We start from the raw sequence: 26643 nt of genomic DNA on the forward strand, positions 1-26643 counted from the left end.
CGGCGACGGGCAGGGCGTGCTCGGCGATCGCCGTCGCGGCGATGGGCGCTGCGCTCATGGGCCGCGCGCCGCGCCGAAGTGGTCCAGCACTGCCACGTGGCTGCGGCCGGGCCGGTAACTGCCGCGCAAGGCGCGCGCCACGTAGTCGATCGCCGCTTCGCAGGCGGCCGGCAAGGCCAGGCCCTGGCACAGCTGTGCGGCGATCGCCGCGGCCAGGGTGCAGCCGGTGCCGTGCGCGTCCAGCGGCAGCCGCGCATGGCTGAACTCGCTGCGGCTGACGCCGTCGTTGTAGCGGTCGATCACCCGCTGGCCTTCCTGCAGGTGGCCGCCCTTGAGCAGCACCGCCTGCGCGCCCGCCTCCAGCAGCGCGGCGGTGGCGTGCTCGGCGTCGTCGGCGGTGTCGATCGGGCGGCCGAGCAGCAACTGCGCTTCCGGCACGTTCGGCGTCACCAGCGTCGCCAGCGGCAGCAGGCGCTTGCGCAGCGCGTCCAGGGCATCGTCCTGCAGCAGCTTGGCGCCGCTGGTGGCCACCATCACCGGGTCCAGCACCACCCACGGTGGGCGATATTCTTCCAGCGCATCGGCGACCACGTGGATCACCTCGGCGTTGGCGAGCATGCCGAGCTTGACCGCGGCGATGTCGAAGTCGGCGAAGCAGGCGTCGATCTGTGCGCGCAGGAACGACAGCGGCGGCACGTGTACCGCGGTGACGCCGCGGGTGTGCTGCGCGGTCAGCGCGGCGGCCGCCGCCAGCCCGTGCACGCGGTGCGCGGCGAAGGTCTTGAGATCGGCCTGGATGCCGGCGCCGCCGCCGGAATCGGTGCCGGCGATGCTCAGTGCGGAGACGACGGTGGGTTCGCTCATGCGCCGATTGTGCAGGGCTGACGTCGCTTATGCACTCGGCCGCGCCTTCAGCGTTCGCGGCTGCGGTAGTGCGCCTGCAGCGCGTACAGCGTACCGACCGTGCCGGTCAGCAGGGCGGGGCCGAGCAGGGCGTCGAAGCCGACCTGCCGGTAGGCCCAGGCGCCGAGCACGCCGCCGCACAAAAAGCCGCCGATGATCAGCAGGCTCAGGCGGATGCGCCGACGCGGCAGCGGCAGGCCGCGCAGCGCCTGGCCCAGGCCGATGCCGAGGTCGGTGAACATGCCGGTGAGGTGGGTGGTACGCACCACCGCGCCGCTGTAGATGGTGGTGGTGGCGTTCTGCAGGCCGCAGGCGATCGCCGCGAGCACGGCGCCGGCGAGTTGCTGTTGCTTGAATGCCTGCATCGCCGCCAGCAGCAGCAGCGCCTCCAGCGCCAGCGCCACGCCGTAGCGGCGGCCCAGGCGCAGGCGGCTGTCCTGCACGATGAAGCCGCCGAGCATCGATCCGCCGAGGAACGCTAGCACTACGCCGGCCAGTTGCGCGATCGCGCGGGCGTCGCCATCGGCCAGCGCCGCGCCGAGCAGGGTAGTGGTGCCGGTGAGGTGGGTGACCGCCTGATGCTCGAAGCCGAGATAGCCGACCACGTTGACCATGCCGGCGACCGCGGCCAGCGTGCCCGCGAAGGCCCAGGCCCAGCGGGGCAGTTCCAGGTTCATGCCGCGCGCGATGCGGCCGCGGCGCGGCGCCCGCGATGTGCGGCCGCCCCGGCACGCCGCCAGTGGCACCTGACCGCAGCCATCTCAACGTGCGCCGTTGACCGCGATCTCGGAGAAGCGGGCGCTCGCCGGGTCGTAGACCGCGCCCCAGAAACGGTTGCCGCCGCCGCAGGCCTTGACCGCGTCGACCGTGGGGTCGCGCTCGCTGCTGTCGTCCGGCGCGAAGGCGTTGACATAGATCGCCTGCTTGCCGCGGTACAGGATGCCGACGTACTGGCGATCGGACGCGCTGGGGTCGGCGATCTGCGGCTGCAGTTGCGCAAGATGCGCTTCCAGTTGCGCGATCTGTTCCGGGGTCGGAATCCAGTAGCCGGTGACCGCGCCGTCCTGGCGCGCCGGGCTGTCGCGCGAGCAGGTGTCCAGCACCTGCGTCGCGGTGCTGTTGCGGGTGACGATCCACGACTGCCCGGCCTTGACCGAGGTCGGCACCATGGCCGGCCCGCGCGCGGTGGCGCAGGCGCCGAGCAGGGCCATGGCCAGCGCCATGCCTGCCAGGCGCACGCCGGCCGCCGCGTTCACAGGACCTCCGAGGCGTAGTCGGCCAGGCGCGAGCGCTCGCCGCGGCGCAGGGTGATGTGCGCGCTGTGCGGCCAGGCCTTGAAGCGGTCCACCGCGTAGGTCAGGCCGGAGGTGGTCTCGGTCAGGTACGGCGTGTCGATCTGCTCGACGTTGCCCAGGCACACGATCTTGGTGCCGGGGCCGGCACGGGTGATCAGCGTCTTCATCTGCTTCGGGGTCAGGTTCTGCGCCTCGTCCAGAATCAGGTAGCGCGACAGGAAGGTGCGCCCGCGCATGAAGTTCATCGAGCGGATCTTGATGCGGCTGGCAAGCAGGTCGTTGGTGGCCTGGCGGCCCCAGGTGCCGCCTTCCTGGGTGTGGGTGAGCACTTCCAGATTGTCGGTGAGCGCGCCCATCCACGGCGTCATCTTCTCTTCCTCGGTGCCGGGCAGGAAGCCGATGTCCTCGCCGACGCTGACCGTGGCGCGGGTCATGATGATCTCGCGGTAGCGCTGCTGGTCCATGGTCTGCGCCAGGCCCGCGGCCAGCGCCAGCAGGGTCTTGCCGGTGCCGGCGGTGCCGAGCAGGGTGACGAAGTCGATTTCCGGGTCCATCAGCGCGTTGAGCGCGAAGTTCTGCTCGCGATTGCGCGCGGCGATGCCCCACACCGCGTGCTGGCCGCTGCGGAAGTCGTCGACCAGCGCCAGCGTCGCCTTGCGCTCGGCGTTGACCTTGACCACGCGCAGTTCCACTTCGTCCTCGCCCGGCAGGTACAGGTATTGGTTCGGATACCAGTCCTCGTCGGCGGCCAGGGCGATCTCGTAGCAGGTGCGGCCCTTGTCGCTCCAGCTGCGCAGGTCCTGGTTATGCTTCTGCCAGAAATCTTCCGGCAGTTCGATCGCGCCGGTGTAGAGCAGGCTGAAATCGTCGAGCGCGCGGTCGTTCTCGTAGTCCTCGGCGACCAGGCCGCTGATCGCCGCCTTGATGCGCAGGTTGATGTCCTTGGACACCAGGATCACCGGGATTTCCGGCTGCTCCTCGCGCAGCGCCAGCACCGCGGCCAGGATCTTGTTGTCCGGCGCCACGCTGCCGAAGCTGCGCCCCGGCTCGACCGGGCGCACCTGGAAGTACAGCCGGCCGATGCTGCCGGTGCTCTTGAGCTGGATGCCCTGCGGGTGGCTGAGCGGAATGCCGGATTCGATCTGCTCGGCGCCGGCGCCCTCGATCAGCTCGTTGAGGAAACGGCTGACCTGGCGCGCGTTGCGGCTGACTTCGGACATGCCCTTCTTGGCATTGTCCAGTTCCTCGATCACCTGCATCGGCAGGAACACGTCGTGTTCCTCGAACTTGAACAGCGCGGTCGGATCGTGCATCAGCACGTTGGTATCCAGCACGTAGATGCGCTTGCCTCGGGTCATCATGGATTCCTGAAAGAGGAGCAGGGACGCGCCATCGCTGCCTGCGGGGCAGGGCGATGCGGGGTGCGGGAAACGGCGGTGATCACTGCTGGGCGGCGGCCTGCAGCGCGTCGAGCACGGCCTGGGCGTGGCCGGGAACCTTGACCTTGCGCCAGCTGCGGACCAGTTGGCCGGTCGGCGAGAGCAGGAAGGTGCTGCGCTCGATGCCCAGCACCTGGCGGCCGTACATGTTCTTTTCCTTTATCACGTCGAAGGCGCGGCACAGCGCCTCGTCGGCATCGCTGACCAGGGCGAAGCGGAAGCCCTGCTTGGCGCAGAAGTTGTCGTGCGACTTCACCGAGTCGCGCGACACGCCGAGCACAGTGGCGCCGGCCTGTTCGAACTGCGGCAGCAGTGCGTTGAACTCGATGCCCTCGGTGGTGCAGCCGGGCGTGCTGTCCTTCGGGTAGAAATACAGCACCAGCCAGCGGCCGGCGTAATCGCCGAGCGTGGCGCTGGCGCCGCCGGACAGCGCCAGCGGCAAGGCCAGCGTGGTGCGGTCCAGGGTGTCGCCGTCCTTCATGGTGTGTCCTCCGCGTGCATCGCCATCATCTGCGTTCGATTGCGTCGGTGTCCAGCGCGGCGCACTCAGAACTTCATCGGATCCATGATCGCGTCCAGGTTGAGGTGGTCGCAGAACTCGAGGAAGTCGTCGCGCAGCGCGGCGATGTGCATGTTCGCCGGCACCCCGATCGTCACCTGCGCCGAGAACATCTCCGCGCCGGTCTGCATGGCGCGGTAGCGCGTGCTCTGCAGGTTCTCGATGGTGATGCCCTGGCGGTCGAAGAAGTCGGCCAACTGGAACAGGATGCCGGGTTTGTCGGCGGCGATGACTTCGACGATGTACGGCAGCAGGTTGGACTGCGCCTGCTTGGCGCCGGTGCGGTACCACACCAGCTTCATGCCTTCCTCGCGGTCGAGGCGGGTGAGCATGGCTTCGAGCTTGGCCACCGAGTCCCACGAGCCGGTCGCCAGCGCGGTCACCGACACGTCGCGGCCGACCGTGGCCAGGCGCGCATCGACGAGATTGCAGCCGCTGTCGGCGATGCGACGCGTCACCGGCAACAAGGGCGACTCCGGATGCGTCGTGTAGGCGTTGATCAGGAGGTGGTTTTCGGTCGGCGCGGGCCGGGGCGTGGTGTCGGTCAAAGGGGCTTCCGGCATTGCGTAAGGCTGAACGGCATCCGGGCGGTCGCCCGGCATGGTGTGCAGCATACTTGCCCGCGCTTTCGGGCCGCAAGTAACATGCGGGGCGACCCTGCCCCGCGTGCGGGGCCGACCCGTCCGCGCAGCCTGCGCGGCCCCCTTCTCCCAGCGAGCACCCGGCATCTTGTCCCTCTCCGGCATCATCACCGCCCTGGCCACGCCCTTCCAGGGCAATGGCGACCTCGACCTCGACGCCTGGCAGCGGCTGCTCAAACGCCAGCTCGACGGCGGCGTGCAGGGGCTGGTGGTGGCGGGATCGACCGGCGAGGCGGCCACGCTGCTGGACGAGGAGTACGACCGGATCCTGCGCGAGGCGGTGCAGACGATCGGCGGGCGCGTGCCGGTGCTGGCCGGGACCGGCCTGTCCGGCACCGCCAAGACCGTGGCGCTGACCCAGCGCGCCGCCGCCGGTGGCGCGCAGTACGCGCTGGTGGTGACGCCGCCGTACGTGCGTCCGACCCAGGCCGGCTTGATCGCGCACTACACCCGGGTCGCCGAGCAGGGCGGCCTGCCGGTGGTGTTGTACAACGTGCCCGGCCGCACCGGTTGCGACCTGCTGCCGGAGACCGTGGCGCACCTGGCGCAGCATCCGAACATCGTCGGCATCAAGGAAGCCGTGAGCGACCCGCAGCGTATCGCCGCGCTGGCGGCCCTGCGCAGCGACCACTTCGCGGTGTTCAGCGGCGACGACGGCAGCGCTGCGCAGGCGATGCTGGCCGGCTTCGACGGACTGATCTCGGTCGCCTCCAATGCCTTGCCGCGCGCCTACCGGCGGCTGTGCGACCTGGCGCGCGCGCGCCAGGCCGAGCCGGCGCAGGCCTGGGACGCGCGGTTGCAGCCGTTCCATGCGTTCTGCGGCATCGAATCCAACCCGATTCCGGTCAAGGCGCTGCTGCAGCGCGCCGGGATCGGCCAGGGCCTGCGGCTGCCGCTGCTGCCGCTGTCCGCGGCGCACCACGCCACGGCCGACCGACTTGCCGCCGACGCTGCCGCGTTGGAAGACCTATCCAGCCGCGAAACGCTCGCGGCCTGACTCCAGGAGATTGATTGATGCGTGCTTCCGTTCCCTACGTCCGCGTGCTGTCGGCCGCCGTGCTGGCGACCACTCTGGTCGCGGCCACCAGCGGTTGCAGCTGGTTCCACAAGGGCAAGCCGCGCGGCGACTACGCGCTGGCGCCCGACATGCGTCCGCTGGAAGTGCCGCCGGATCTGACCTCGCCGGATACCTCGGCGGCGATGAAGGTGCCGGCGCTGGCCTCGGCGCAGCGGCCTGCGGCCCCGGCCGGCCAAGCCCCGGCGGCGTCGAACAGCGGCTTCGTGGTGCCGGGGACGCGCGACCAGGTGTTCGGCCAGGTCGGCGACGCGCTGGGCGGCATCGAAGGCGTCACCATCGCCAGCCGCGCGCAGCTGCTGGGCTCCTACGACGTGGCCTACGAAAGCAGCAACTTCCTGGTGCGCGTGGTGGCGGTGGATGCCGGCGTCTACGTCTCGGCGGTGGATCCGCGCGGCCTGCCGGCCACCGGCGAGGCGCCGGTCAAGCTGATCGCGGCATTGAAGGCCAAGCTGGGTCATTGAGCCGAGCCGGTGTGGTCCGGCGCCTGCGCCGGATCTGCTGCAGAACGCGAAACGGGCGCCCAGTGCGCCCGTTTTCGTTCGGCGAGAAAGGAGTGCAAGGGCAAGCGCCGTTTCTTGCTTCAGCGCCACGCTGCGCGCCGTACCCTCACCCCAACCCCTCTCCCGAGGGGAGAGGGGCTTCGGCTTCTCCCTTCTCCCGCCGGGAGAAGGTGCCCCGAAGGGGCGGATGAGGGTACGGGCGAAGCCTCGCGTCCTACCAGGGTGTAATCACGTGTCCGGTTGCACTGAGGCAAAGCGAGTTGGAGGCGCCCTGAAGCCGCCGCTTGCATGGACTGTTCGGCGGGCAGTACCCGGGCAGAATCCGAGGCCGGATTACTTCTGCAGCAGCGGCAGCTTGTTCGGCTTGCCGTCCCACTCGGCGGCGTCGGGCAGCGGTTCCTGGCGCGTGGTGAGCACCGGCCAGGCCTTGGCCAGTTCCGCATTGAGCGCGACGAAGCCTTCCTGGCCGGCCGGCACGTCGTCCTCGGGGTAGATGGCGTTGGCCGGGCATTCCGGCTCGCACAGGGTGCAGTCGATGCACTCGTCCGGATCGATCACCAGGAAGTTCGGGCCGGCGTGGAAGCAATCCACGGGGCACACTTCCACGCAGTCGGTGTATTTGCACTTGATGCAGTTTTCGGTGACGACGAAAGGCATGGCTCGATCCGGCGATTAACCCGGTGATTCTAATGCAAAGCGGCCGCCGCCGCCGTGTATGCGGGGCAGCGGGGCAGGAGGCGGGCGGCGCGCGCGGCTCAGCCGGCCAGGCCGCCGTGCTGTGCCAGCCGATACAGACCGCGCGCGGCCAGATCCTCGGGGTGGGTGCGCACGCGGCTGCCGAGCGCGGCCAGCGCATGCGCGTAGCGCGCCAGCAGGCCGCTGCCGCCGACCAGGTGCACCACCGGCGGCAAGGTGGGGTGCGCGCGCAGTTCGTGGCCGATCAGCAGGCCGGACAGGTAGGACGGTGCCGCGGCGCCGCTCAGGCGGTCGAACAGGCCCAGGCTGCGCACGCCGAACAGATGGTGCAGCACCCCGCCAGGGTCGCCGCTGCGCTGCACGCCGGCGTCGAACGCGGCCGCATCGAAGACGCCGTCGTCGGCGTCCATCAGCCGCGCCAGCAGGCTGTGCGTGCGCAGCAGCGCGTACAGCTCGCCGGTCATCATCGTCGCCAGCGAGGCGATGCGCCCGTCCTGCAGGGTCACCCACTTGCTGTGGGTGCCGGGCAGGCAGACGTGGTGGATCTCGGCCGTCGGCGGTTCCTGCGCGAGCAACGCGAGCAGGCCGATCAGCTGGGTCTCTTCGCCGCGCATCACGTCCGGCACGGCGTCGGCGTCGCTGGCCACGCCGGGTACGAACCACAGCGTGCGGCCGGGCAGGGCCGGATCCTGCAGCGGCCGCATCGCCGCGGCCAGGGCGGCAGCGTCGGCCGGGCAGGGCGCGTACGGCAGTTCGATCCAGCCGTTGCGGCTACCGATCATCCCGCACAGGACGATGTCGCCGTCCCAGCCGTCGATCAGGGTGGCCAGGGTCGCGGCGAAGCGGCCCTGGCAGGCGGCGATGCCCTGGTCGCTGCGGCGCTGGTCGAGAATGCCGCCGTCGGCGTCGAGCCGATAGCCGCGCAGGCTGCTGGTCCCCCAATCGACGACGATCATGCGCTGGCGATGCGTCCTTCGGGCAGGCCGGCGATGCCGACCGCGGCCACGTACACGCCGCCGGCCTGCGGCGTGCGTGCCAGTTCGTCCTCGCTGTGATCCTGCCGCGAGGTGCTCAGGTACAACGTGCCGCCATCGGCGCCGCCCAGGGCGGGGCAGGTGGGATGCTTGACCGGCAGGGCGACACGCCGCTCGACGCTGCCGTCGGGGCGGTAGCGCACCACCTGCCAGGCGCGCCATTGCGCGTTCCACAGGTGGCCTTCGGCGTCGACGATGGCACCGTCCGGCTCGGCGCCGGCATGGTCCAGTTCGGCGAACACGCGGCTGTTGGCGGTGTGCGCGGCATCCGGGTCGTAGTCGCAGCACAGGATGCGCGGCTGCACCGAGTCGCAGTAGTACAGGGTGCGGCCGTCGGCGCTGAAGCAGATCGCGTTGGGAATGGCCACGCCCGGCAACGGCAAACGGCGCAGGCCGTGGCGCGCCGACCACTGGTAGAAGCTGCCGACCGGCGCCTGGTCCTCGCGTTCGCTCATGGTGCCGAACACGAAGTTGCCGTGGCGATCGGCGCGGCCGTCGTTGCTGCGGGTGTCGTCGCGCTCCGGTTCCACGTCCGCCAGGTGCTGCAGCGGCAACGCGCCGTCTGTCTCGGCCGCGGCGTCCGGATCGGCGGCGTACACGCCCTTGGCCAGCGCCAGCAGCAGGCGGCCGTCGTCGAACAGGCCCAGGCAGCCGGGACGATCGGGCAGATCCCAGTGTCGGCTGACATTACTGGCGGGATCGTGGCGCCACAGGCGGCGGCCACTGATGTCGACCCAGAACAGCACGCCGCGGCGCTCGCACCACAGCATGCCCTCACCATGCGCACAGCGGCTGTCCACCGCCAGCGTGGCGGTGTGGCGGGGCGGAAGAGAGGTGTTCATCGGCTCACCACTCGGCGATGCTGCCGTCGGCGTGACGCCAGATGGGGTTGTGCCAGTCGGGTGGGTTGGCGTTGGCATGGCGCAGGCGCTCCTCGTCGATCTCCACGCCGAGGCCCGGTTTGGGCAATGCGGCGATGCTGCCGCCATTGTCGCAGGCGAAGTCGTCCTTGTTGAGCACGTAGTCGAGCAGGTCGGCGCCTTCGTTGTAGTGGATGCCGATGCTCTGTTCCTGCAGCACCGCGTTGTGCGAGACGAAATCCACCTGCAGGCAGGCGGCCAGCGCCACCGGGCCGAGCGGGCAGTGCGGCGCCAGGCCGACCTCGTAGGCCTCGGCCATGCTGGCGATCTTCAGGCATTCGGTGATGCCGCCGGCGTGCGAGAGGTCCGGCTGCAGCAGCGAGAGGCCGCCGGCCTGCAGCACCGGCTTGAAGTCGAAGCGCGAGAACATGCGCTCGCCGGCCGCCAGCGGGATCGGCGTGGACGCGGCCAGCCGCGGGTAGTACTCGGCCTGCTCGGGCAGCACCGGCTCCTCGACGAACAGCGGCTTGAACGGCTCCAGTTCGCGCAGCAGCACCCGCGCCATCGGCGCGGCAACGCGGCCGTGGAAGTCGATGCCGAAGTCGATGGCGGTGCCGAACGCCTCGCGGATCTGCGCCACCTTGGCCACCGCCGCATCCACCGCGCGCGGGCCGTCGATCAGCTTCATTTCCTCGGTGCCGTTGAACTTGAAGGTGTCGAAGCCGAGGTCGCGGTAGCCCTGGATCTGCGCGATGATCGCTGCCGGGCGGTCGCCGCCGACCCAGCGGTAGGTCTTCATGCGGTCGCGCACGCGCCCGCCGAGCAGTTCGTACACCGGCACGCACAGTGCCTTGCCCTTGATGTCCCACAGCGCCTGGTCGATGCCGGCGATGGCGCTCATCAGGATCGGGCCGCCCCGGTAGAAGCCGCCGCGGTAGAGCATCTGCCAGATGTCGTTGATCCGCGCCGGGTCCTTGCCGATCAGGCTGTCGCCGAGTTCGCGCACCGCGGCCTCGACGCTGCGCGCGCGGCCTTCGATGACCGGCTCGCCCCAGCCGGTGATGCCCTCGTCGGTCTCGATCTTCAGGAACAGCCAGCGCGGCGCGGCGTGGTAGGTGGTGAGGCGGACGATCTTCATGCGCGGTCCAGATAGGCGTGGCGGAAGGCGGCGGCGTGCGCCTGGGTCTGTGCGAGCGACTGGCCGGGGCGGTACAACTCGCCGCCGATGCCGGCGCCGATCGCGCCCGCGCCGAGGTAGTCGTGCAGGGTCTCGGTGTTGACGCCGCCGACCACGAACAGCGGCACCTGCGCCGGCAGCACCGCGCGCAGGGCGCGCAAGTGGCCGGGGCCGTAGGTGGCGGCGGGGAACAGCTTGAGCATCTGCGCGCCGGCATCCAGCGCGTCGAACGCCTCGGTGGCGGTGGCGAAGCCGGCCACCACCTGCAGGCCGCGCGCCACCGCGTGGCGGATCACCGGCGGGCGCGTGTTGGGGGTGACGATGAAGCGTGCGCCCAGATCGGCCAGGGCGTCGACGTCGCCGATCTGCAGCACGGTGCCGCCGCCGATCCAGCAGCGCTGCCCGAACGCCTGCGCGGCCGGGCCGATGCTGTCGGGCCAGCGCGGCGAGTTGAGCGGGATCTCGATCGCGTCGTAGCCGGCATCGGCCAGCGCCCCGACGTGCGCCAGTGCGTCCTCGGGAGTGAGACCGCGCAGGATCGCGATCAGCGGGAGTCGGAACGGGGAGGCGGCGGACATCGGAATACCTGGCGGAAATGACGGTGACGGAGGCGCCCGGCCAGCGCGGCGCAGCGGCGGGACCGGACGGCGGGGCCGCTGCAGTCCGCGCCATGCGTCGGCGCGCTGGCCCCACCCGACGGCCTCCGCAGCCGGCGGGCAGGTGCCCGACGACGGCGACGCCAGCGGGGGCGCGATGGGCCGTAGCCTGCGCGCGTGAGCTATGCTCTGCAAATGAAATTTTAGGCATATTCTATTCCGCCGCCGAATACGCGGCTCCGCTCCCCCAGGACGCCTGCCCACGATGAATGCCTCTGCCAATCCCTGGTTCAACGCCGCGCGCTTGAAGACCCGGCATCTGTTGTTGCTGCTGCAGTTGCACGAGCACCGTTCGGTGCTGCGCGCCGCCGAGGCAGCCAGCATGACCCAGCCGGCGGCGTCCAAGCTGCTGGCGGAAATGGAGGACCTGCTGGGGGTGAAGCTGTTCGAGCGCCACGCGCGCGGGGTCGAGCCGACCTGGTACGGGCAGGTGCTGATCCGCCGCGCACGCGCGGCGATGTCGGAGATCGGCCGTGCCCAGGAAGAGATCGCCGCACTGTGCGAAGGGCGCATGGGCCAGGTCTCGATCGGCACCGTGGTCAATCCGGGCACCAACCTGGTGCCGCAGGCCATCGCCGAGGTCAAGCGCGAGTTCCCCGGCATCCTGGTGCGGGTGGAGATGGACTACAGCCGGCCGCTGGTGGCCAAGCTGCTTGACGGCCAGCTCGACATCGTGATCGGGCGCATCCTCGGGCCCTATGGTGCGGAGGCGCTGGAATTCGAGCCGCTGGCCGACGAGCCGCATTCGGTGATCGCGCGCGCCGGCCACCCGCTGTCCACCCGCGCCGACCTGCGCCATGCCGACCTGGCCCGCTACGGCTGGGTGCTGCCGCCGGCCGACAGCGTGCTGCGCGCGCGCCTGGACGCGATGTTCCTGGAGCACGCGGTGCCGGCGCCGCAGAACGTCATCGAGACCTCGTCGCTGCCGGTGATGACCAGCCTGCTGCGCGGCAGCGACCTGCTGGCCGCGCTGCCGGCCGAGGCGGTGGCGCCGTATGTACAGGCCAAGCTGCTGACGGTGTTGCCGATCACGCTGGGCGTGCGCATGGAATCGTTCGGCATCGTGCGCCGCCGCGACTATCTGTTGCCGCCTGGCGCCGAACGCGTGTTGCTGGCGCTGCGCAATGCGGCCAAGCGGCTGTATCCCGAGCGGGCGGCGAGCGTTTGAACGCCGCCGCGGGCGCTGCACACTGCAAGTGGACTATTTCGTAGACATGCCGTGGTGCGCATCCCGCTAGTCTGGAATCACATAGCTTGACGGGAATTTTTCATTTGTTTCACGCCAAGTGCATTCCTAGTCTCGGCCGATCGCGCTAGCGACCGACCTGCCACTCTGCGCAGCGGCGCCATCCGATACGGCAGCGGCTGAGACCGACGCCGTCACAACTCGCAGGACGGCGCCCTGGTGCGACCGTCGCCCGTGTCTGTGTGCATGTCTCCTGGGAGGGAAACAGCATGGCATCGCAGCATTCTTGTGGTCCGGCGCTGCCGACCGCAGCGTCACGTCGTCCCCGTGTTTTGCCGCGTTCGCTCATCGCGCTGAGCATCGGCCTGCTGCTCAGCGCACAGGCGCTGGCGCAGGAGGCTGAGCCGGCGAGCGCACCGCCTGCCGCGCGCAAGAAAGGCGACCCGGTGACCCAGCTCGATGCGGTCGAGGTCAAGGGCGTGCGCGGCAGCCTGATCAAGTCGCAATCGATCAAGCACGATGCCGAGCAGATCGTCGATTCGGTCAGCGCCGAGGACATCGGCGCGCTGCCGGACCGCAGCGTCACCGAGACCCTGCAGCGGGTCAGCGGCGTGACCATCGATCACTTCATGGCGCGCAACGATCCGGACCACTTCTCGGCCGAAGGCAGCGGGGTGATGATCCGCGGCATGACCCAGGTGCGCGGCGAACTCAACGGCCGCGACAGCTTCAGTGCCGCCAGCGGACGCGGGCTCAGCTTCGAGGACGTGCCGGCCGAACTGATGGCCGGCGTGGACGTGTACAAGAATCCCTCGGCGGAGATCATCGAAGGCGGCCTCGGCGGCACGGTCAACCTGCGCACGCGCATGCCGTTCGACCAGCCGGGCCGGGTCATCGGCTTCACCGCCGACGTCAACTACGGCGACCTGAGCAAGACCTACAAGCCGTCGGGCTCGTTCCTGTTCAGCGATCGCTGGAACACCGGCCTGGGCGAAATGGGCTTCATGCTCGATGTGGCGCACTCGGAACTGGCCACGCGCAGTGACGGCATCCAGGTGGAACCGTTCGTGCGCCGCACCGATCCCGCGCTGCTGGCCGGCACCAGCTTCGACAAGGTGTACGTGCCCGGTGGCGTCAATTGGCGGCAGCTGGAGTTCGAACGCAAGCGCAAGGGCGTGGCGGCCGCCTTCCAGTGGCGGCCCAGTGACGCCACCGACCTCTACGTGCAATACCTGCGCTCGTCTTACGACATGAACTGGCAGGAGCGCGCGGCGTTCTTCAACGACGACACCAACGCCATCGCGCCGGCACCCGGCACCACCTTCACCTACGACGATGCAGGCCGTTTCGTCAGCGGGTCGCCGGCGTCCAGTTCCTGGCGCGGCGACGTCACCGGCAACGACGGCGTGCGCTTCTACACCGACAACCGCTACGCCCGGCAGAGCACCACCACCTCCGATCTGTCCGGCGGCTTCACCCATCGTTTGACCGACCGGCTGACCGTGCGCGGCGACATGCAACTGGTGCAGTCGCAGAGCGACACCCTGGATTTCACCCTGTTCAGTTCGATCTATTTGCCGGGCCTGACCTTCGACCTCAGCGGCACGTATCCCGCAGTGACCCTGGCCGACCCGAGCTACACCGCCGACCCCTCCAATTACTTCTGGAGCGCGGCGATGGATCACCTGGCGAAGAACCGCGGCCGCGAGCTGGCCACACGCTTCGACCTGGAGTACAGCTACGACGACAACCCGTGGCTGCGCACCTTCCGTGCCGGCATCCGTGCCACCGACCGCATCCAGACCAACAAGAATTCCGGCTACAACTGGGGCGTGATCAGCGACAACTGGGCGACCATCCCCGGCACCGCCACCGGCCTGGCCGACCTGGCCAGCTACATGACCGCGTCCTCGTCGCTGTATTCCTTTTCGAACCTGCTGCGCGGCAAGGTGCGCGTGCCCAACAAGCTGTACTTCCCACGCAACAGCGCGGTCAAGGACTATGCCGGCACCTCTGCGCTGATCGAGCAGATCGTCGCGCTGCGCGGCTATGGCTGGGCGCCGGACCAGTACCAGTTGCAGGACACCAACCGCCAGTTCGAACGCACCCAGGCCGCATACATGGTGATGTACTTCGGCAACGACACCGCGCTGGGCGTGCCGGTGGACGGCAACATCGGCGTGCGCGTGGTGCAGACCAGGACCGAGGCCTCGGGCTACGGCCAGTATCCGGACCTGTCCGCCACCTCGGCCTCGGACGCGCTCAAGGCCCAGTACTACGGACAGTACTTCCCGAACGACGCGCGCGGCAGCTACACCGACGTGCTGCCGAGCCTGAACCTGCGCTTCAAGTTCTCCGATGCGCTGCAGCTGCGCCTGGCCGCGTCCAAGGCGATGGCAAGGCCGGACTACACCCAGTTGCAGCCGTATCTGCTGCTGACGGCCACCGTCAACGACGACGGCTCGCTGAAGGACTGGACCGGCTCCGCCGGCAACCCCAACCTCAAGCCGATGAAGGCCGACCAGTACGACGCCGCGCTGGAGTGGTACTTCGACAGCAGCGACATGATGTACCTGACGCTGTTCTACAAGAGCGTCAAGGACTACTTCTCCAACCAGACCGTCACCGAGAACTATGGCGGCCAGGACTTCCTGGTGACGCGTCCGTACAACATGGACAAGGGCCGCATCCGCGGCTTCGAGTACGGTTACACCCAGTTCTTCGATTCGCTGCCGGGCTGGATGAGCGGCTTCGGCGTCAATGCCAACTTCACCTTCGTCGACAGCAGCGGTGGCGTGAACACGGCCACCGATCCCTACACCAAGACCACCGTGACCGGCGTGGCGCTGCCGCTGGAAGGCCTGTCGCGGCGCAGCTACAACCTCGCCGGCATCTACGAGAAGGGTCCGCTGTCGGTGCGCCTGGCCTACAACTGGCGCTCGCGCTACCTGCTGACCGCCAGCGACGTGTCGACCAAGCTGCCGACCTGGTCGGACGACTACGGCCAGCTCGACGGTTCGGTGTTCTATCGGTTCACGCCGCACCTGCAACTGGGCATCCAGGCCAACAACATCACCAACGCGGAGACCAAGGTGCTGATGGGGCCGACCTCCTACAGCGATGGCGAGGTCGACCGGCATCTGTACACGCGCAGCTGGTTCGTCAACGATCGTCGCTACTCGCTGGTGCTGCGCGCCAACTGGTAGGCGCGCAGCCGTCTCCGGCACGCGGTCCGCCTGCGGCGAGGCAGGTGGCCGCGGCCGGCTTTTCCTCCCGACGCAGGAACCGCTTCATGACAAGACCGCTGCATCCCACCGTTCGCCTGGCGCTGCTGGCGCTGGCGTTCGCGTCATGGCCGGCCGCGGCGGAACTGCAACTGCCGTTGCTGTTCGCCGACGGCGCCGTCCTGCAGCGCGATGCACCGATTCCGGTCTGGGGTTGGGCCACGCCTGGCGCACGCATCCAGGCGCGCCTGGACGGTGCCAGCGCCAGTGCGGTCGCGGGCCGCGATGGCCGCTGGCGACTGCAGTTGCCGGCGCATGCGGCCGGTGGCCCGTACGTGCTGGAGGTGCAGGGCGACGGCAGCCAGCGGCGCATCGGCGATGTGCTGATCGGCGACGTGTGGCTGGCCAGCGGCCAGTCCAACATGGAGTGGCCGCTGGCGCAGGCGCGCGACGGCGCGCGCGAAGTGGCGGCGGCGACGGATCCGCAACTGCGCAACTTCAAGGTGCCCAAGGCCTGGTCGGCGCAGCCGCAGCCGCGGCTGCCCGGCGGCAGTTGGGCCGCGGCGACGCCGGCCACCGCCGGCGCGTTCTCGGCGGTGGCGTATTTCTTCGCGCGCGACCTGCGCCACCACACCGGCGTGCCGATCGGCATCATCGACAGCACCTGGGGCGGCAGTGCGATCGAGGCCTGGATGGACGCCGCCTCGCCGGGCGTGGACGCGGCGCAGGTGCGCACGCGCATCGCGCAGATGCAGGCCAAGGACGCACAGGACCTCGGCGAGACCCGGCGGCGCCTGGCGCGCTGGCCACAGCCGACCACCGCGGATGCGGATGCCGGCTGGGCCGCTGCCGATCTGGACGACCGCGACTGGGACCGCCAGCCGCTGCCGGGGCTGTGGGAACAGCATGGCTACGTCGGCATGGACGGCGTCGCCTGGTATCGCAGCACTTTCACCCTCAGTGCAGCTGAAGCCAAGGCCGGCGCCGTCGTGGGCATCGGCCCGGCGGACGATGCCGACACCACCTACGTCAATGGCGTGGAGGTCGGCCATACCGAAGGGCGCTACACCGAGCCGCGCCGCTACCGCGTGCCGCCGGCAGCGCTGCGCGCCGGCGTCAACCACATCGCGATCCGCGTCCTGGATACCGGCGGCTTCGGCGGCATTCCCGGCGATGCGGCGGCGTTCTTCGTGCAGCCCGACGGCGGCCAGCCGCGCTCGCTGGCCGGCGACTGGCGGTTCCGCCCGGCCAAGGTCACGCTGGCCGCCAACGACGACAAGAACCAGGTGCCGACGCTGCTGTACAACGCGATGATCCATCCCCTGCAGCCGTTCCCGGTCAAGGGTGTGATCTGGTACCAGGGCGAGAGCAACGCCTACCCGTATGGCGCGCTGCGCTACCGCGAGCAGTTCGCGTCGCTGATCGGGCGCTGGCGGCAGGAGCGCGGACAGCCGCAGCTGCCGTTCCTGTGGGTACAACTGGCCAACTGGAAGGCCGGCAGCGACCAGGGCGACCTGAGTCCGTGGGCGCAACTGCGTGAATCGCAGACCAGGACGCTGTCGCTGCCGGCGACCGGGCAGGCGGTGACCATCGACATCGGCACGCCGGACAACATCCATCCCCCCAACAAGCAGGACGTGGGGCATCGCCTGGCGCTGGTCGCACGCCACGTCGCCTACGGCGAAACCCTGGTCTACAGCGCGCCGGTGTTCGCGCGCGCCACGTTCGCCGATGGCCAGGCGCGGGTGATGTTCGACTTGATGGGCAGCACCCTGGCGGTGCGTGGCGGCGGCACTGTGCTGCGTGGCTTCGCCCTGGCCGGCGCCGATCGCCGCTTCCATCCGGCGCAGGCGCGGATCGAGGGCGACCAGGTGGTGGTCCGCAGCGACGCGGTGCCGCAGCCGCAGGCACTGCGCTACGCCTGGAGTGAAAACCCCGAGGATGCCAACCTGGTCAACCGCGAGCAGTTGCCGGTGGGCCCGTTCCGCAGCGACGACTGGTGAGGCAGGGCGCCGGCCACGTGCGAAGAACCGGATCGCCGTCTCGCGCGTTGCGCGCCGCATGGTGGCTGCCTGTCCTGCTGTCGCTGCTGCTGAGCGGCTGCCAGGCCGCGTCGGATGCACCGTCGGCGGAGACGCGCACGCCCGCTGCCGCGACATCGGCGCCGGCCCAGGCACCGATCCCGCGCCTGGTCAGCACCGGCGGCCGCCACGCGCTGTTGGTCGACGGCGCGCCGTTTCTGATCCTTGGCGCGCAGGTCAACAATTCCAGCAACTATCCGGCGGCGCTGGCGCAGGTGTGGCCGGCCATCCGCGCGCTGGGGCCGAACACCGTGCAGGTGCCGATCGCCTGGGAGCAGGTGGAACCGGAAGAGGGCCGCTTCGATTTCTCCTTCGTCGATACCCTGCTGGCGCAGGCGCGCACGCAGCGGGTGCGGCTGGTGTTGCTGTGGTTCGGCACCTGGAAGAACAACGGCCCCAACTACGCGCCGCACTGGGTCAAGACCGACGATGCGCGCTTCCCTCGGGTGGTCGCGCGCGACGGGCGGCGCCTGGGTTCGCTGTCGCCGCTGGCGCCGGCCACGCTGGAGGCTGATCGCAAAGCGTTCGTCGCCTTCATGCGGCATCTGCGCCAGGCCGATCCGCAGCGCACCGTGATCATGGTGCAGGCGGAGAACGAGCCGGGCACCTACGGCAGCGCGCGCGACTTCTCGCCGATGGCGCAGCGCGTGTTCGACGGCCCGGTGCCACAGGCGCTGCTGCAGCGGCTCGGCAAGTCGCCGGGTAGCTGGGCGCAGGTGTTCGGCGCCGAGGCCGACGAGATCTTCCATGCCTGGCACATCGCGCACTTCATCGACCGCGTCGCCGAGGCCGGCAAGGCCGCGTATCCCTTGCCGATCTACGTCAATGCGGCGTTGCGCGGCCCGTTCAATCCCGGCCAGCCCGGGCAGTACGCCAGCGGCGGCCCCACCGACAATGTGCTGGACGTGTGGAAGGCGGCGGCCCCGCACATCGACCTGCTGGCGCCGGACATCTACATGCCCGAGTACCCGCTGTACACCACGGTGCTGCAGCGCTACGCACGCCCCGACAACGCGCTGTTCGTCGCCGAGACCGGCAACCGCCCCGAGTACGCGCGCTACCTGTATCCGGCGCTGGGCCACGACGGCATCGGCTGGTCGACCTTCGGCATCGACTACAGCGGCTACTCCAACGATCCGCTCGGTGCCAAGCGCGTGGATGCGCAGGCGCTGGCGCCGTTCGCGCTGGGCTATCGCGCGGTGGGCATGGGCATGCGCGTGTTCGCCCGCGCCGCGGCCGCCGGCAAGCTGCACGGCACCGCCGAGGCGCCGGGCCAGGCGGTGCAGGAACTGCCGCTCAACGCGCGCTGGAGCGCCACCGTCACCTACGGCGTGCCGCAGTTCTGGTTCCAGGGCGAGCCGCCCGGCAATCCCGCGCCGATCGGCGCGGCGCTGATCGCCGAACTCGGCCCGGACACCTTCCTGATCACCGCCCAGCACGCGCGGGTGACCCTGCATCCGGCCAGCGCCGCGACCGCCAACATGCTCTACGACCGGGTCGAGGAGGGCGTGTACGACGGCGAGCAGTGGCGGTTCCGGCGCAACTGGAACGGCGATCAGGCCGATTACGGACTCAACTTTTCCGACGTGCCGCAATTGCTGCGCGTCACCCTGGCGACCTATTGACGACGCGGCGGCGCCAGGCGCGCCGTGCCGCGTGACTTTCCAAGGGAGTGAACATGCACCACGCCAACCGTTGCCTGCCGCCTTCGTTGCCACGCCTGTTGGCGCTGGCGTTGCTCGCGGTCGCCGCGTCCGCCGCCGCGCAGCAGGTGACCCGCGATGCCGATGGCGTCACCGTGCATCCCAGCACCAGGGGCGCGGCGCCGGTACGCCTGCAGGTGATCGACCGCGGCATCGTCCGGGTCAGTGCCGATCCGACCGGCGCATTCCAGCGCACACCCAGCCTGATGCGGGTGCCGGTGCAGGGCGACACCGGCTTTACGCTGGAGCAACACGGCGACACGGTGCAGCTCAAGACCGCGCGGATGACCGCGCAGGTGTCCACCGTCGACGGCCATGTCGGCTTCACCGATGCGCAGGGCACGCCGCTGCTGGCGGAAGTGGCGGGCGGGCGCAGCTTCGCGCCGTTGCAGGTCGAGGGCCGCCACTATCTGAGCGTGCGCCAGCGCTTCGTCTCGCCGCCCGACGAGGCCTTCTACGGGTTCGGCCAGCACCAGCAGGGCTGGATGAACCAGAAGGGCCACGACATCGAACTGCTGCAGAGCAATCTCGACATGGCGGCGCCGTACCTCGTGTCCAGCCGCAACTACGGGATCCTCTGGGACAACAACGCGATCACCCGCTTCGGCGATCCGCGCGGGCTGCAGCCGCTGCCGGCGACGCTGCGCCTGTACGACGCGCACGGCAAGCCCGGTGCGCTGACCGCGCACTACGCGATCGACGGCAAGCCGGTGCTGGAGCGTCGCGAAGCCGACATCGACTATCAGTACATCAAGGACCTGGCGAAATTCCCCGCCGCGGCCAAGCCCGGCGACAAGCGCCGCATGCAGGTGCGCTGGGAAGGCCAGATCGAGGCCGAGCGCGGCGGCACGCATACCTTCTCGCTCTACGCCAGCGAGTACGCCAGGCTGTGGGTCGACGGCAAGCTGCTGGTCGACCGCTGGCGGCAGAACTGGAACCCCTGGCACCACGAGTTCGCGCTGCAGCTGCAGCCCGGCCAGAAGCATTCCCTCAAGGTCGAGTGGGACCTGATCGATCCCAGCTACATCGCGCTGCTGCATCGCGACCCGCTGCCGGCGGCCGAAGCCGGCGACCTGTCGCTGTGGTCGGAAGCGGGGCAGATGATCGACTACTACGTCGTCGCCGGCGACAACGCCGACCAGGTCATCGCCGGCTACCGCACGCTGACCGGCAAGGCCGTGTTGCTGCCGAAGTGGGCCTACGGCTTCTGGCAGAGCCGCGAGCGCTACAAGACCCAGGACGAACTGCTCGGCGCGCTGGCCGAGTACCGTCGGCGGCAATTGCCGATCGACAACATCGTGCTCGACTGGTCGTACTGGCCGGAGAACGCCTGGGGCTCGCACGCTTTCGACCGCGCGCGCTTTCCGGATCCGGACGGCATGGTCAAGACGGTGCACGCCAGCCACGCGCAGCTGATGATCTCGGTCTGGCCGAAGTTCTACCCGAGCACGGACCACTACAAGGAACTGGACGCGGCCGGGCACATCTACCGGCGCAATGTCGAGGTGGGCGAACTGGACTGGATCGGCAAGGGCTACACCAACGCCTTCTACGATCCGTACGCGGCCGATGCGCAGGCGATCTACTGGCGGCAGATCGACGAAAAACTCAACCGCAAGGGCATCGATGCCTGGTGGCTGGATGCCGACGAACCCGACGTGCACTCCAACCTGGACATCGCCGAGCGCAAGGCGCGCACCACCCCGACCGCGCTGGGGCCGTCCACCGAGTTCTTCAATGCCTATCCGCTGCCGCACACCCACGGCGTCTATGCCGGCGACCGCGCCGCCGACGGCAAGCGCGTGTTCATCCTCTCGCGCAAAGGCTACGCCGGCATCCAGCGCAACGCCGTGGCGGTGTGGAGCGGCGACATCGCCTCGCGCTGGGAGGACATGCGCGAGCAGATCTCCGCCGGCGTCAACCTGTCGATGTCGGGCCTGCCGAACTGGACCTTCGACATCGGCGGCTTCGCCGCGGAGAAGCGCTACGAAAGCCAGGACCCGGCGCACCTGCCCGAGTGGCGCGAACTCAACACGCGCTGGTTCCAGTTCGGCGCCTTCGTGCCGCTGTTCCGCTCGCACGGCCAGTTCCCGTACCGCGAGATCTGGAACATCGCGCCGGAAGGCACGCCGTACTACGCCAGCATGGCCTACTACAGCCGCCTGCGTTACGCGCTGCTGCCCTACATCTACACGCTCGCTGGCGACACCTATCACCACGACGGGGTGATGATGCGCGGCCTGCCGATGGACTTTCCGCACGACCCCAAGGTCGCCGACATCGACGACGAATACCTGTTCGGCCCGGCGTTCCTGGTCGCGCCGGTGACCCGCTTCGGTGCGACCTCGCGCCAGGTCTACCTGCCGGCAGGCACCGACTGGATCGACTTCAACAGTGGCGCGCGTCACGCCGGCGGCCAGACCATCGACGCCGCCGCGCCGCTGCAGCGCATGCCGCTGTTCGTGCGCGCCGGCGCCATCGTGCCGATGACCCAAGTGCAGCAGTACGTCGACCAGATCCCGGACGCGCCGCTGACCGTGGTGGTCTATACCGGCGCCGACGGCCGCTTCTCGCTGTACGAGGACGACGGCACCGGCTACGGCTACGAGAAGGGCGAGTTCAGCCGCATCCCGCTGCAGTGGGATCAGGCCAGTGGCGTGCTGCGCATCGGCGCGCGCGAGGGGCGCTGGCCGGGCATGCAGGACCGGCGCACCCTCCATGTGCGCTTCGTCGATGGCCCACGCGACGATGCCGGCGCGCTCGAACCCGCGGCCGACGCCAGCGTCGAGTATCGCGGCCAGCCACTGGAGGTGCCGCGCAAGTCGACCGGCCATGCCGTCGCAGCGCGGGCCGGATGAGCCTGGGATGGCGCGCGAGATGGTGCCAGCGTTGGTTGCCCCATGCGGGCGGTCGTGGCGTGCCGACTGGGTCGCGATGCAGCGAAATAGGCGCGCTACGCCCGTACCCTCATTCGCCCCTGCGGGGCACCTTCCCCCTAAAAGGGGGCCATGGTCCCGACGGGAGAAGGAAGGCGAGTTCGCAAGCGACGGTACGACCCAGATGACGGCAAAGAAGCGGCAGCGGCGCGCTTTAGCCCCTCTCCCCCCGGGAGAGGGGTTGGGGTGAGGGTCCGGAGCGCAGCGCTTCATCCGCTCCCTGGGGTACTTCCCCCGAAGCGGGCCATGGTCCATTGGGAGAAGGGATGCATCGAATGCGCAACGGTGCAACATGCGCACGCCTTGCGCGCAGGTTTGATGCAGCGCATCAAGATGGTGCCGTGTGTAGACACATCCTGCGCAGAGTCGAGACCGCGCCAGTCGCCATCGTGTCGCGGATGCGACGGGTCATCACTGCACGCAGTGACATCCGTTGGCTCGATCCTTGTCCCGCTTCTGCATGCGTTGACCGTGAATTGGCTGCAGGGTGGCTGGATCCAATGCGTGCGTGCGCCATCGCCCGGGGCGCGCTGGCAGCGCGCGGCACTCAGCGTCATCATGCGCCGCTGCGTGATGCGTGCGGTGCGCACTACACTCGGCGGTACGGCGGGCGGTCCCCGCACGCCGGCCTTTCTCCTGGAGCGATGATGGAACTGGGTGTGTGCACGATGTGGCGGGTAGGGCAGTGAGTCTGTACATCGGCCTGGACGTGGGCACGCAGAGCGTCAAGCTGCTCGCCTACGATGCCGACAGCCGGCAGGTGGTGGCCACCCACGGCCACGCGCTGGAGCTGATCAGCCGCGACGACGGCACCCGCGAGCAGCAGGCGCAGTGGTGGATCGACGGCATCGTCGCCTGCTTCGCCGCGCTGAGCGCCGAACAGCGGGCGCAGGTGCGGGCCATCGCGGTGTCCGGGCAGCAGCACGGCTTCGTGCCGCTGGACGCGCAGCGCCAGGTCACCGCGCCGGTGAAGCTGTGGTGCGATACCAGCACCCAGCGCGAGTGCGAGGAGATCATGGCGGCGGTCGGCGGCGCCCATCGCTGCGTGGAGCTGGCCGGCAACCCGATCCTGGCTGGCTACACCGCCTCCAAGCTGTCGTGGACGCGCAAGCATCGTCCCGATGCCTACGCGGCAATGACGACGGTGCTGCTGCCGCACGACTACGTTAACTTCTGGCTCACCGGCGAGCGCTACGCCGAGGTCGGCGACGCCTCCGGCAGCGGCTGGCTGGACGTGCGCACCCGGCAGTGGTCGGCGCCGCTGCTGCAGGCGATCGATCCGCAGCGCGACCTGGCCGCGGCGCTGCCGCCGCTGGTGCCGACCGAGACCAGTTTCGTCCTGTCCGCCGCCGCGGCGCAGACGCTGGGCCTGCCGCGCGAGGTGCGCGTGGCCACCGGCGGCGGCGACAACATGATGGCGGCGATCGGCACCGGCAACGTGGTGCCGGGGCGACTGAGCATGAGCCTGGGCACCTCGGGCACGCTGTTCGCCTATGCCGAGCGCCCGGTAGTCGATGCCGAGGCGCGCTGGGCCGCGTTCTGCTCCTCCAGCGGCGGCTGGTTGCCGCTGATCTGCACCATGAACTGCACGGTCGCCACCGAGACCATCGCGCATCTGTTCGGCATCAAGACCGGGCAGGGCGAGGCCTTGCTCGCCACCACCGCGCCCGGCGCCGACGGACTGGTGCTGCTGCCATTCTTCAACGGCGAACGCACCCCGAACCTGCCGGCCGCGCGCGGCTGTCTGACCGGCATGGACCTGCACAACACCACGCCGGCGCATTTCTATCGTGCGGCGATGGAGGGTGCCAGTTACAGCCTGCGCAACGGCTTCGATGCCTTCGTCGATGCCGGACTGCAATTCGATGCGATCTCCTTGACTGGCGGTGGCAGCAACAGCGCCGGCTGGCGCCAGCTCATCGCCGATCTGTTCGGCTTGCCGGTGCACGTGCCGGCGCAGGCCGAGGGCGCGGCGTTCGGCGCGGCGCTGCAGGCGCTGTGGGCCGACGGCTGGGCGCAGGGCGACCGCGCCAGCCTGGCCGACGTGGTGCTGCAGCACCAGCAGGACGACGCAACGCGCTCGGCGCAGCCGGATGCGCAGCGCGGCGCGCAGTACCAGGCGCACTACCAGAGCTTCCAGCGGCATCTGCAGGCCGTCGGCCCGCTGTACGCCGCGTGATTCCCTTTCCCCCGCAACGCACCAGGACTTCGTGATGAGCACTTCCGTCTACACCGGCGCCAAGGAATACTTCCCGGGCATCGGTCGCATCCCGTTCGAAGGCAAGGCCTCGGACAATCCGCTGGCGTTCAAGGTCTACGACGCCGACAAGCGCGTCGGCGACAAGACCATGGCCGAGCACTTGCGCTTCGCCGTGGCCTACTGGCACAGCTTCTGCGGCAACGGCGCCGATCCGTTCGGCCCCGGCACCCGCGCCTATCCCTGGGACGCCGGCAGCGATGCGCTGGGCCGCGCCGAGGCCAAGGCCGATGCCGCGTTCGAGTTCTTCACCAAGCTCGGCGTGCCGTACTACTGCTTCCACGACGTGGATCTGGCGCCGGACGCCGAGGACGTCGGCCAGTACGAAAAGAACCTCAAGCACATGGTCGGCATCGCCAGGCAGCGCCAGGCCGACACCGGGGTCAAGCTGCTGTGGGGCACCGCCAACCTGTTCTCGCACCCGCGCTACATGAACGGTGCGGCGACCAATCCGGACTTCGACGTGGTCGCGCGCGCGGCGGTGCAGGTCAAGGCCGCGCTGGAGGCGACGGTGGAACTGGGCGGCGAGAACTACGTGTTCTGGGGCGGCCGCGAAGGCTACGCCTGCCTGCACAACACGCAGATGCGACGCGAGCAGGAGCACCTGGCGCGATTCCTGACCCTGGCCCGCGACTACGGGCGCAGCATCGGCTTCAAGGGCAATTTCCTGATCGAGCCCAAGCCGATGGAGCCGATGAAGCACCAGTACGACTTCGACAGCGCCACCGTGGTCGGCTTCCTGCGCCAGCATGGGCTGGACAAGGATTTCAAGCTCAACATCGAGGCCAACCACGCCACCCTGTCCGGGCACAGCTTCGAACACGACCTGCAGGTGGCCAGCGACGCCGGCCTGCTCGGCAGCATCGACGCCAACCGCGGCAATCCGCAGAACGGCTGGGACACCGACCAGTTCCCGGTCGACCTGTACGACACCGTGGGCGCGATGCTGGTGGTGCTGCGGCAGGGCGGGCTGGCCCCGGGCGGGCTCAACTTCGACGCCAAGGTGCGCCGCGAGTCGTCCGATCCGCAGGACCTGTTCATCGCCCACATCGGCGGCATGGACGCGTTCGCGCGCGGCCTGGAAGTCGCGCACGCGTTGCTCACGACCTCGCCGCTGGAGCAGTGGCGCCGCGAGCGCTACGCCAGCTTCGACAGCGGTGCCGGCGCGGCCTTCGCCGCCGGCACGAGCACGCTGGCCGACCTGGCCGCGCACGCTGCGCAGGCCGGCGAGCCGACCCAGCGCAGCGGCCGCCAGGAAGCCTACGAGAACCTGATCAACCAGTACCTGCTGCGTTGAACCGGTGCGCGGCGGCGGCCCGGTGCCGCCGCCGCGCATGCTGCTCCCGCGCGCCGGCCGTCTTCCTCTTGCACGCCACCAGGTGAACCCATGTCCAGTGTTCCGATCGATCGCCACGCCGATGCCGGCGAGAACACCCGCCTCATCATCCTGATCAGCTGCGTCGCCACCATCGGCGGCTTCCTGTTCGGTTTCGACAGCGGCGTCATCAACGGTACCGTCGATGGCCTCAAGCAGACCTTCCAGTCCAGTTCCGCCGGCACTGGCTTCGAGGTCGCCTCGATGCTGCTGGGCTGCGCGATCGGCGCGTTCCTGGCCGGTTCGCTGGCCGATCGCTGGGGCCGGCGCACGGTGCTGATCGTCTCGGCGGCGCTGTTCCTGCTGTCGGCGTTGGGCGCCGGCGCGGCGCACAACTCGGCGGTGTTCGTGCTGGCGCGGATGATGGGCGGTTTCGCGGTGGGCGCGGCCAGCGTGATGTCGCCGGCCTACATCGCCGAGGTCGCCTCGGCGCGCTACCGCGGGCGCCTGGCCACGGTGCAGCAGATCGCCATCATCGGCGGGCTGTTCTGCGCCTTCCTCAGCAACTATCTGCTGGCCAAGGCCGCCGGCGCGTCCACCGAGGCGCTGTGGCTGGGCCAGCCGGCCTGGCGCTGGATGTTCTGGATGCAGGCGCTGCCGTCCACCGCGTTCCTGCTGCTGTTGCTGGCGATTCCGGAGAGCCCGCGCTTCCTGGTGGTGCAGGGTCGCCGCGAGCAGGCGCTGGCGGTGCTGACCCGGCTGTACGGCGCCAACACGGCGCAGGCCAAGCTGACCGAAATCTCCGCCTCGCTGTCGGCCGACCAGCACACGCCGCGGCTGTCGGACCTGGTCAGCAAGGTCACCGGCAAGATCCGCCCGATCGTGTGGATCGGCATCGGCCTGGCCACCTTCCAGCAACTGGTCGGCATCAACGTGGTGTTCTACTACGGCGCGGTGCTGTGGCAGGCGGTGGGTTTCTCCGAGAGCGATGCGTTGTTGATCAACGTGCTGTCCGGTGCGTTGAGCATCGGTGCCTGCCTGATCACCGTGGTGTTGATCGACCGGGTCGGGCGCAAGCCGCTGTTGTGGATCGGCTCCCCCCG

At 69.6% G+C, this 26643-nt stretch carries 21 protein-coding genes; 10 read left to right on the forward strand and 11 right to left on the reverse strand.

The genetic code is table 11. The annotated features are described in order from the left end of the window. Nucleotides 1-54: 54 nt before the first annotated feature. The 6 genes from thiD to D588_RS0117960 all read right to left on the reverse strand — a co-directional run bounded on the left by thiD (nucleotide 55) and on the right by D588_RS0117960 (nucleotide 4759). Entirely contained in the window at nucleotides 55-864 is an 810-nt protein-coding gene (gene thiD / locus D588_RS0117935; RefSeq protein ID WP_017916951.1) for a bifunctional hydroxymethylpyrimidine kinase/phosphomethylpyrimidine kinase, read from the reverse strand. A gap of 47 nt (nucleotides 865-911) precedes the next feature. After that, on the reverse strand, nucleotides 912-1580 hold the full coding sequence (locus D588_RS0117940) for a YoaK family protein (RefSeq protein WP_017916952.1): 669 nt from the start codon (nucleotides 1578-1580) through the stop codon (nucleotides 912-914). An 84-nt stretch (nucleotides 1581-1664) separates the two neighbouring features. Further along, complete coding sequence (locus D588_RS0117945) at nucleotides 1665-2126, reverse strand: hypothetical protein (protein ID WP_153750958.1); 462 nt, start codon at nucleotides 2124-2126, stop codon at nucleotides 1665-1667. Between the two features lie 29 nt (nucleotides 2127-2155). Continuing rightward, nucleotides 2156-3556, reverse strand: a complete 1401-nt coding sequence (locus D588_RS0117950) for a PhoH family protein (protein WP_026143849.1) — start codon at nucleotides 3554-3556, stop codon at nucleotides 2156-2158. 82 nt (nucleotides 3557-3638) lie between these two features. Then, nucleotides 3639-4118 carry a peroxiredoxin gene (locus D588_RS0117955; protein ID WP_017916955.1) on the reverse strand — a complete coding sequence of 160 codons (480 nt, stop codon included), beginning with the start codon at nucleotides 4116-4118 and terminating at the stop codon, nucleotides 3639-3641. 65 nt (nucleotides 4119-4183) lie between these two features. Beyond that, nucleotides 4184-4759 carry a glycine cleavage system protein R gene (locus D588_RS0117960; protein WP_087943489.1) on the reverse strand — a complete coding sequence of 192 codons (576 nt, stop codon included), beginning with the start codon at nucleotides 4757-4759 and terminating at the stop codon, nucleotides 4184-4186. 166 nt (nucleotides 4760-4925) lie between these two features. Between D588_RS0117960 and dapA the strand changes: the two genes are divergently transcribed. Together dapA and D588_RS0117970 are read left to right on the forward strand one after the other, a co-directional pair. Further along, a complete protein-coding gene (dapA, locus tag D588_RS0117965; RefSeq protein ID WP_017916956.1) occupies nucleotides 4926-5834 on the forward strand; it encodes a 4-hydroxy-tetrahydrodipicolinate synthase in 909 nt (302 codons plus the stop codon). 17 nt (nucleotides 5835-5851) lie between these two features. Next, nucleotides 5852-6376 (forward strand): hypothetical protein, encoded by a 525-nt coding sequence (locus D588_RS0117970; RefSeq protein ID WP_026143850.1) that lies wholly within the window; start codon nucleotides 5852-5854, stop codon nucleotides 6374-6376. A 372-nt stretch (nucleotides 6377-6748) separates the two neighbouring features. Here D588_RS0117970 and fdxA read toward each other — a convergent pair whose 3' ends face one another. From fdxA to D588_RS0117995, 5 genes are all read right to left on the reverse strand, one after another. After that, a complete protein-coding gene (gene fdxA, locus D588_RS0117975; protein ID WP_017909525.1) occupies nucleotides 6749-7072 on the reverse strand; it encodes a ferredoxin FdxA in 324 nt (107 codons plus the stop codon). A 98-nt stretch (nucleotides 7073-7170) separates the two neighbouring features. Then, the gene (locus D588_RS0117980) at nucleotides 7171-8067 is read right to left on the reverse strand and encodes a 2-dehydro-3-deoxygalactonokinase (protein ID WP_017916958.1); all 897 of its coding nucleotides are present in this window, start codon (nucleotides 8065-8067) and stop codon (nucleotides 7171-7173) included. Beyond that, entirely contained in the window at nucleotides 8064-8987 is a 924-nt protein-coding gene (locus D588_RS0117985; RefSeq protein WP_017916959.1) for an SMP-30/gluconolactonase/LRE family protein, read from the reverse strand. The genes D588_RS0117980 and D588_RS0117985 overlap by 4 nt, the downstream gene beginning before the upstream one ends. Before the next feature lie 4 nt (nucleotides 8988-8991). Beyond that, the gene (dgoD, locus tag D588_RS0117990; protein ID WP_017916960.1) at nucleotides 8992-10143 is read right to left on the reverse strand and encodes a galactonate dehydratase; all 1152 of its coding nucleotides are present in this window, start codon (nucleotides 10141-10143) and stop codon (nucleotides 8992-8994) included. Beyond that, nucleotides 10140-10760, reverse strand: coding sequence for a 2-dehydro-3-deoxy-6-phosphogalactonate aldolase (locus D588_RS0117995; RefSeq protein ID WP_017916961.1), 621 nt, complete (start codon nucleotides 10758-10760; stop codon nucleotides 10140-10142). The genes dgoD and D588_RS0117995 overlap by 4 nt, the downstream gene beginning before the upstream one ends. 283 nt (nucleotides 10761-11043) lie before the next feature. Between D588_RS0117995 and D588_RS0118000 the strand changes: the two genes are divergently transcribed. From D588_RS0118000 to D588_RS0118035, 8 genes are all read left to right on the forward strand, one after another. After that, complete coding sequence (locus D588_RS0118000; protein WP_017913161.1) at nucleotides 11044-12006, forward strand: LysR substrate-binding domain-containing protein; 963 nt, start codon at nucleotides 11044-11046, stop codon at nucleotides 12004-12006. Nucleotides 12007-12293: 287 nt separating this feature from the next. Then, on the forward strand, nucleotides 12294-15230 hold the full coding sequence (locus D588_RS0118005) for a TonB-dependent receptor (RefSeq protein WP_051067888.1): 2937 nt from the start codon (nucleotides 12294-12296) through the stop codon (nucleotides 15228-15230). An 86-nt stretch (nucleotides 15231-15316) separates the two neighbouring features. Continuing rightward, complete coding sequence (locus D588_RS0118010) at nucleotides 15317-17251, forward strand: sialate O-acetylesterase (protein ID WP_017916963.1); 1935 nt, start codon at nucleotides 15317-15319, stop codon at nucleotides 17249-17251. 47 nt (nucleotides 17252-17298) lie between these two features. Beyond that, entirely contained in the window at nucleotides 17299-18954 is a 1656-nt protein-coding gene (locus D588_RS0118015; RefSeq protein ID WP_017916964.1) for a DUF5597 domain-containing protein, read from the forward strand. Nucleotides 18955-19007: 53 nt separating this feature from the next. After that, entirely contained in the window at nucleotides 19008-21890 is a 2883-nt protein-coding gene (locus tag D588_RS0118020) for a TIM-barrel domain-containing protein (RefSeq protein ID WP_017916965.1), read from the forward strand. 763 nt (nucleotides 21891-22653) lie between these two features. Continuing rightward, nucleotides 22654-24147 (forward strand): xylulokinase, encoded by a 1494-nt coding sequence (xylB, locus tag D588_RS0118025; RefSeq protein ID WP_017916966.1) that lies wholly within the window; start codon nucleotides 22654-22656, stop codon nucleotides 24145-24147. A gap of 34 nt (nucleotides 24148-24181) precedes the next feature. Then, on the forward strand, nucleotides 24182-25522 hold the full coding sequence (xylA, locus tag D588_RS0118030; protein WP_017916967.1) for a xylose isomerase: 1341 nt from the start codon (nucleotides 24182-24184) through the stop codon (nucleotides 25520-25522). Nucleotides 25523-25612: 90 nt separating this feature from the next. Then, the coding region (locus D588_RS0118035) for a sugar porter family MFS transporter (protein ID WP_017916968.1) at nucleotides 25613-26643 on the forward strand (1031 nt) is incomplete at its 3' end.

The organism is Xanthomonas sp. SHU 308, from assembly GCF_000364645.1.
Lineage (GTDB): Bacteria > Pseudomonadota > Gammaproteobacteria > Xanthomonadales > Xanthomonadaceae > Xanthomonas_A > Xanthomonas_A sontii.

Bases quoted from the DNA above. Each gene is read 5' to 3' on its own strand.
- thiD (WP_017916951.1), bottom strand. From the start codon at position 864: ATGAGCGAACCCACCGTCGTCTCCGCACTGAGCATCGCCGGCACCGAT.
- D588_RS0117940 (WP_017916952.1), bottom strand. From the start codon at position 1,580: ATGAACCTGGAACTGCCCCGCTGGGCCTGGGCCTTCGCGGGCACGCTG.
- D588_RS0117945 (WP_153750958.1), bottom strand. From the start codon at position 2,126: ATGGCGCTGGCCATGGCCCTGCTCGGCGCCTGCGCCACCGCGCGCGGG.
- D588_RS0117950 (WP_026143849.1), bottom strand. From the start codon at position 3,556: ATGACCCGAGGCAAGCGCATCTACGTGCTGGATACCAACGTGCTGATG.
- D588_RS0117955 (WP_017916955.1), bottom strand. From the start codon at position 4,118: ATGAAGGACGGCGACACCCTGGACCGCACCACGCTGGCCTTGCCGCTG.
- D588_RS0117960 (WP_087943489.1), bottom strand. From the start codon at position 4,759: ATGCCGGAAGCCCCTTTGACCGACACCACGCCCCGGCCCGCGCCGACC.
- D588_RS0117970 (WP_026143850.1), top strand. From the start codon at position 5,852: ATGCGTGCTTCCGTTCCCTACGTCCGCGTGCTGTCGGCCGCCGTGCTG.
- fdxA (WP_017909525.1), bottom strand. From the start codon at position 7,072: ATGCCTTTCGTCGTCACCGAAAACTGCATCAAGTGCAAATACACCGAC.
- D588_RS0117980 (WP_017916958.1), bottom strand. From the start codon at position 8,067: ATGATCGTCGTCGATTGGGGGACCAGCAGCCTGCGCGGCTATCGGCTC.
- D588_RS0117985 (WP_017916959.1), bottom strand. From the start codon at position 8,987: ATGAACACCTCTCTTCCGCCCCGCCACACCGCCACGCTGGCGGTGGAC.
- dgoD (WP_017916960.1), bottom strand. From the start codon at position 10,143: ATGAAGATCGTCCGCCTCACCACCTACCACGCCGCGCCGCGCTGGCTG.
- D588_RS0117995 (WP_017916961.1), bottom strand. From the start codon at position 10,760: ATGTCCGCCGCCTCCCCGTTCCGACTCCCGCTGATCGCGATCCTGCGC.
- D588_RS0118000 (WP_017913161.1), top strand. From the start codon at position 11,044: ATGAATGCCTCTGCCAATCCCTGGTTCAACGCCGCGCGCTTGAAGACC.
- D588_RS0118005 (WP_051067888.1), top strand. From the start codon at position 12,294: ATGGCATCGCAGCATTCTTGTGGTCCGGCGCTGCCGACCGCAGCGTCA.
- D588_RS0118010 (WP_017916963.1), top strand. From the start codon at position 15,317: ATGACAAGACCGCTGCATCCCACCGTTCGCCTGGCGCTGCTGGCGCTG.
- D588_RS0118020 (WP_017916965.1), top strand. From the start codon at position 19,008: ATGCACCACGCCAACCGTTGCCTGCCGCCTTCGTTGCCACGCCTGTTG.
- xylA (WP_017916967.1), top strand. From the start codon at position 24,182: ATGAGCACTTCCGTCTACACCGGCGCCAAGGAATACTTCCCGGGCATC.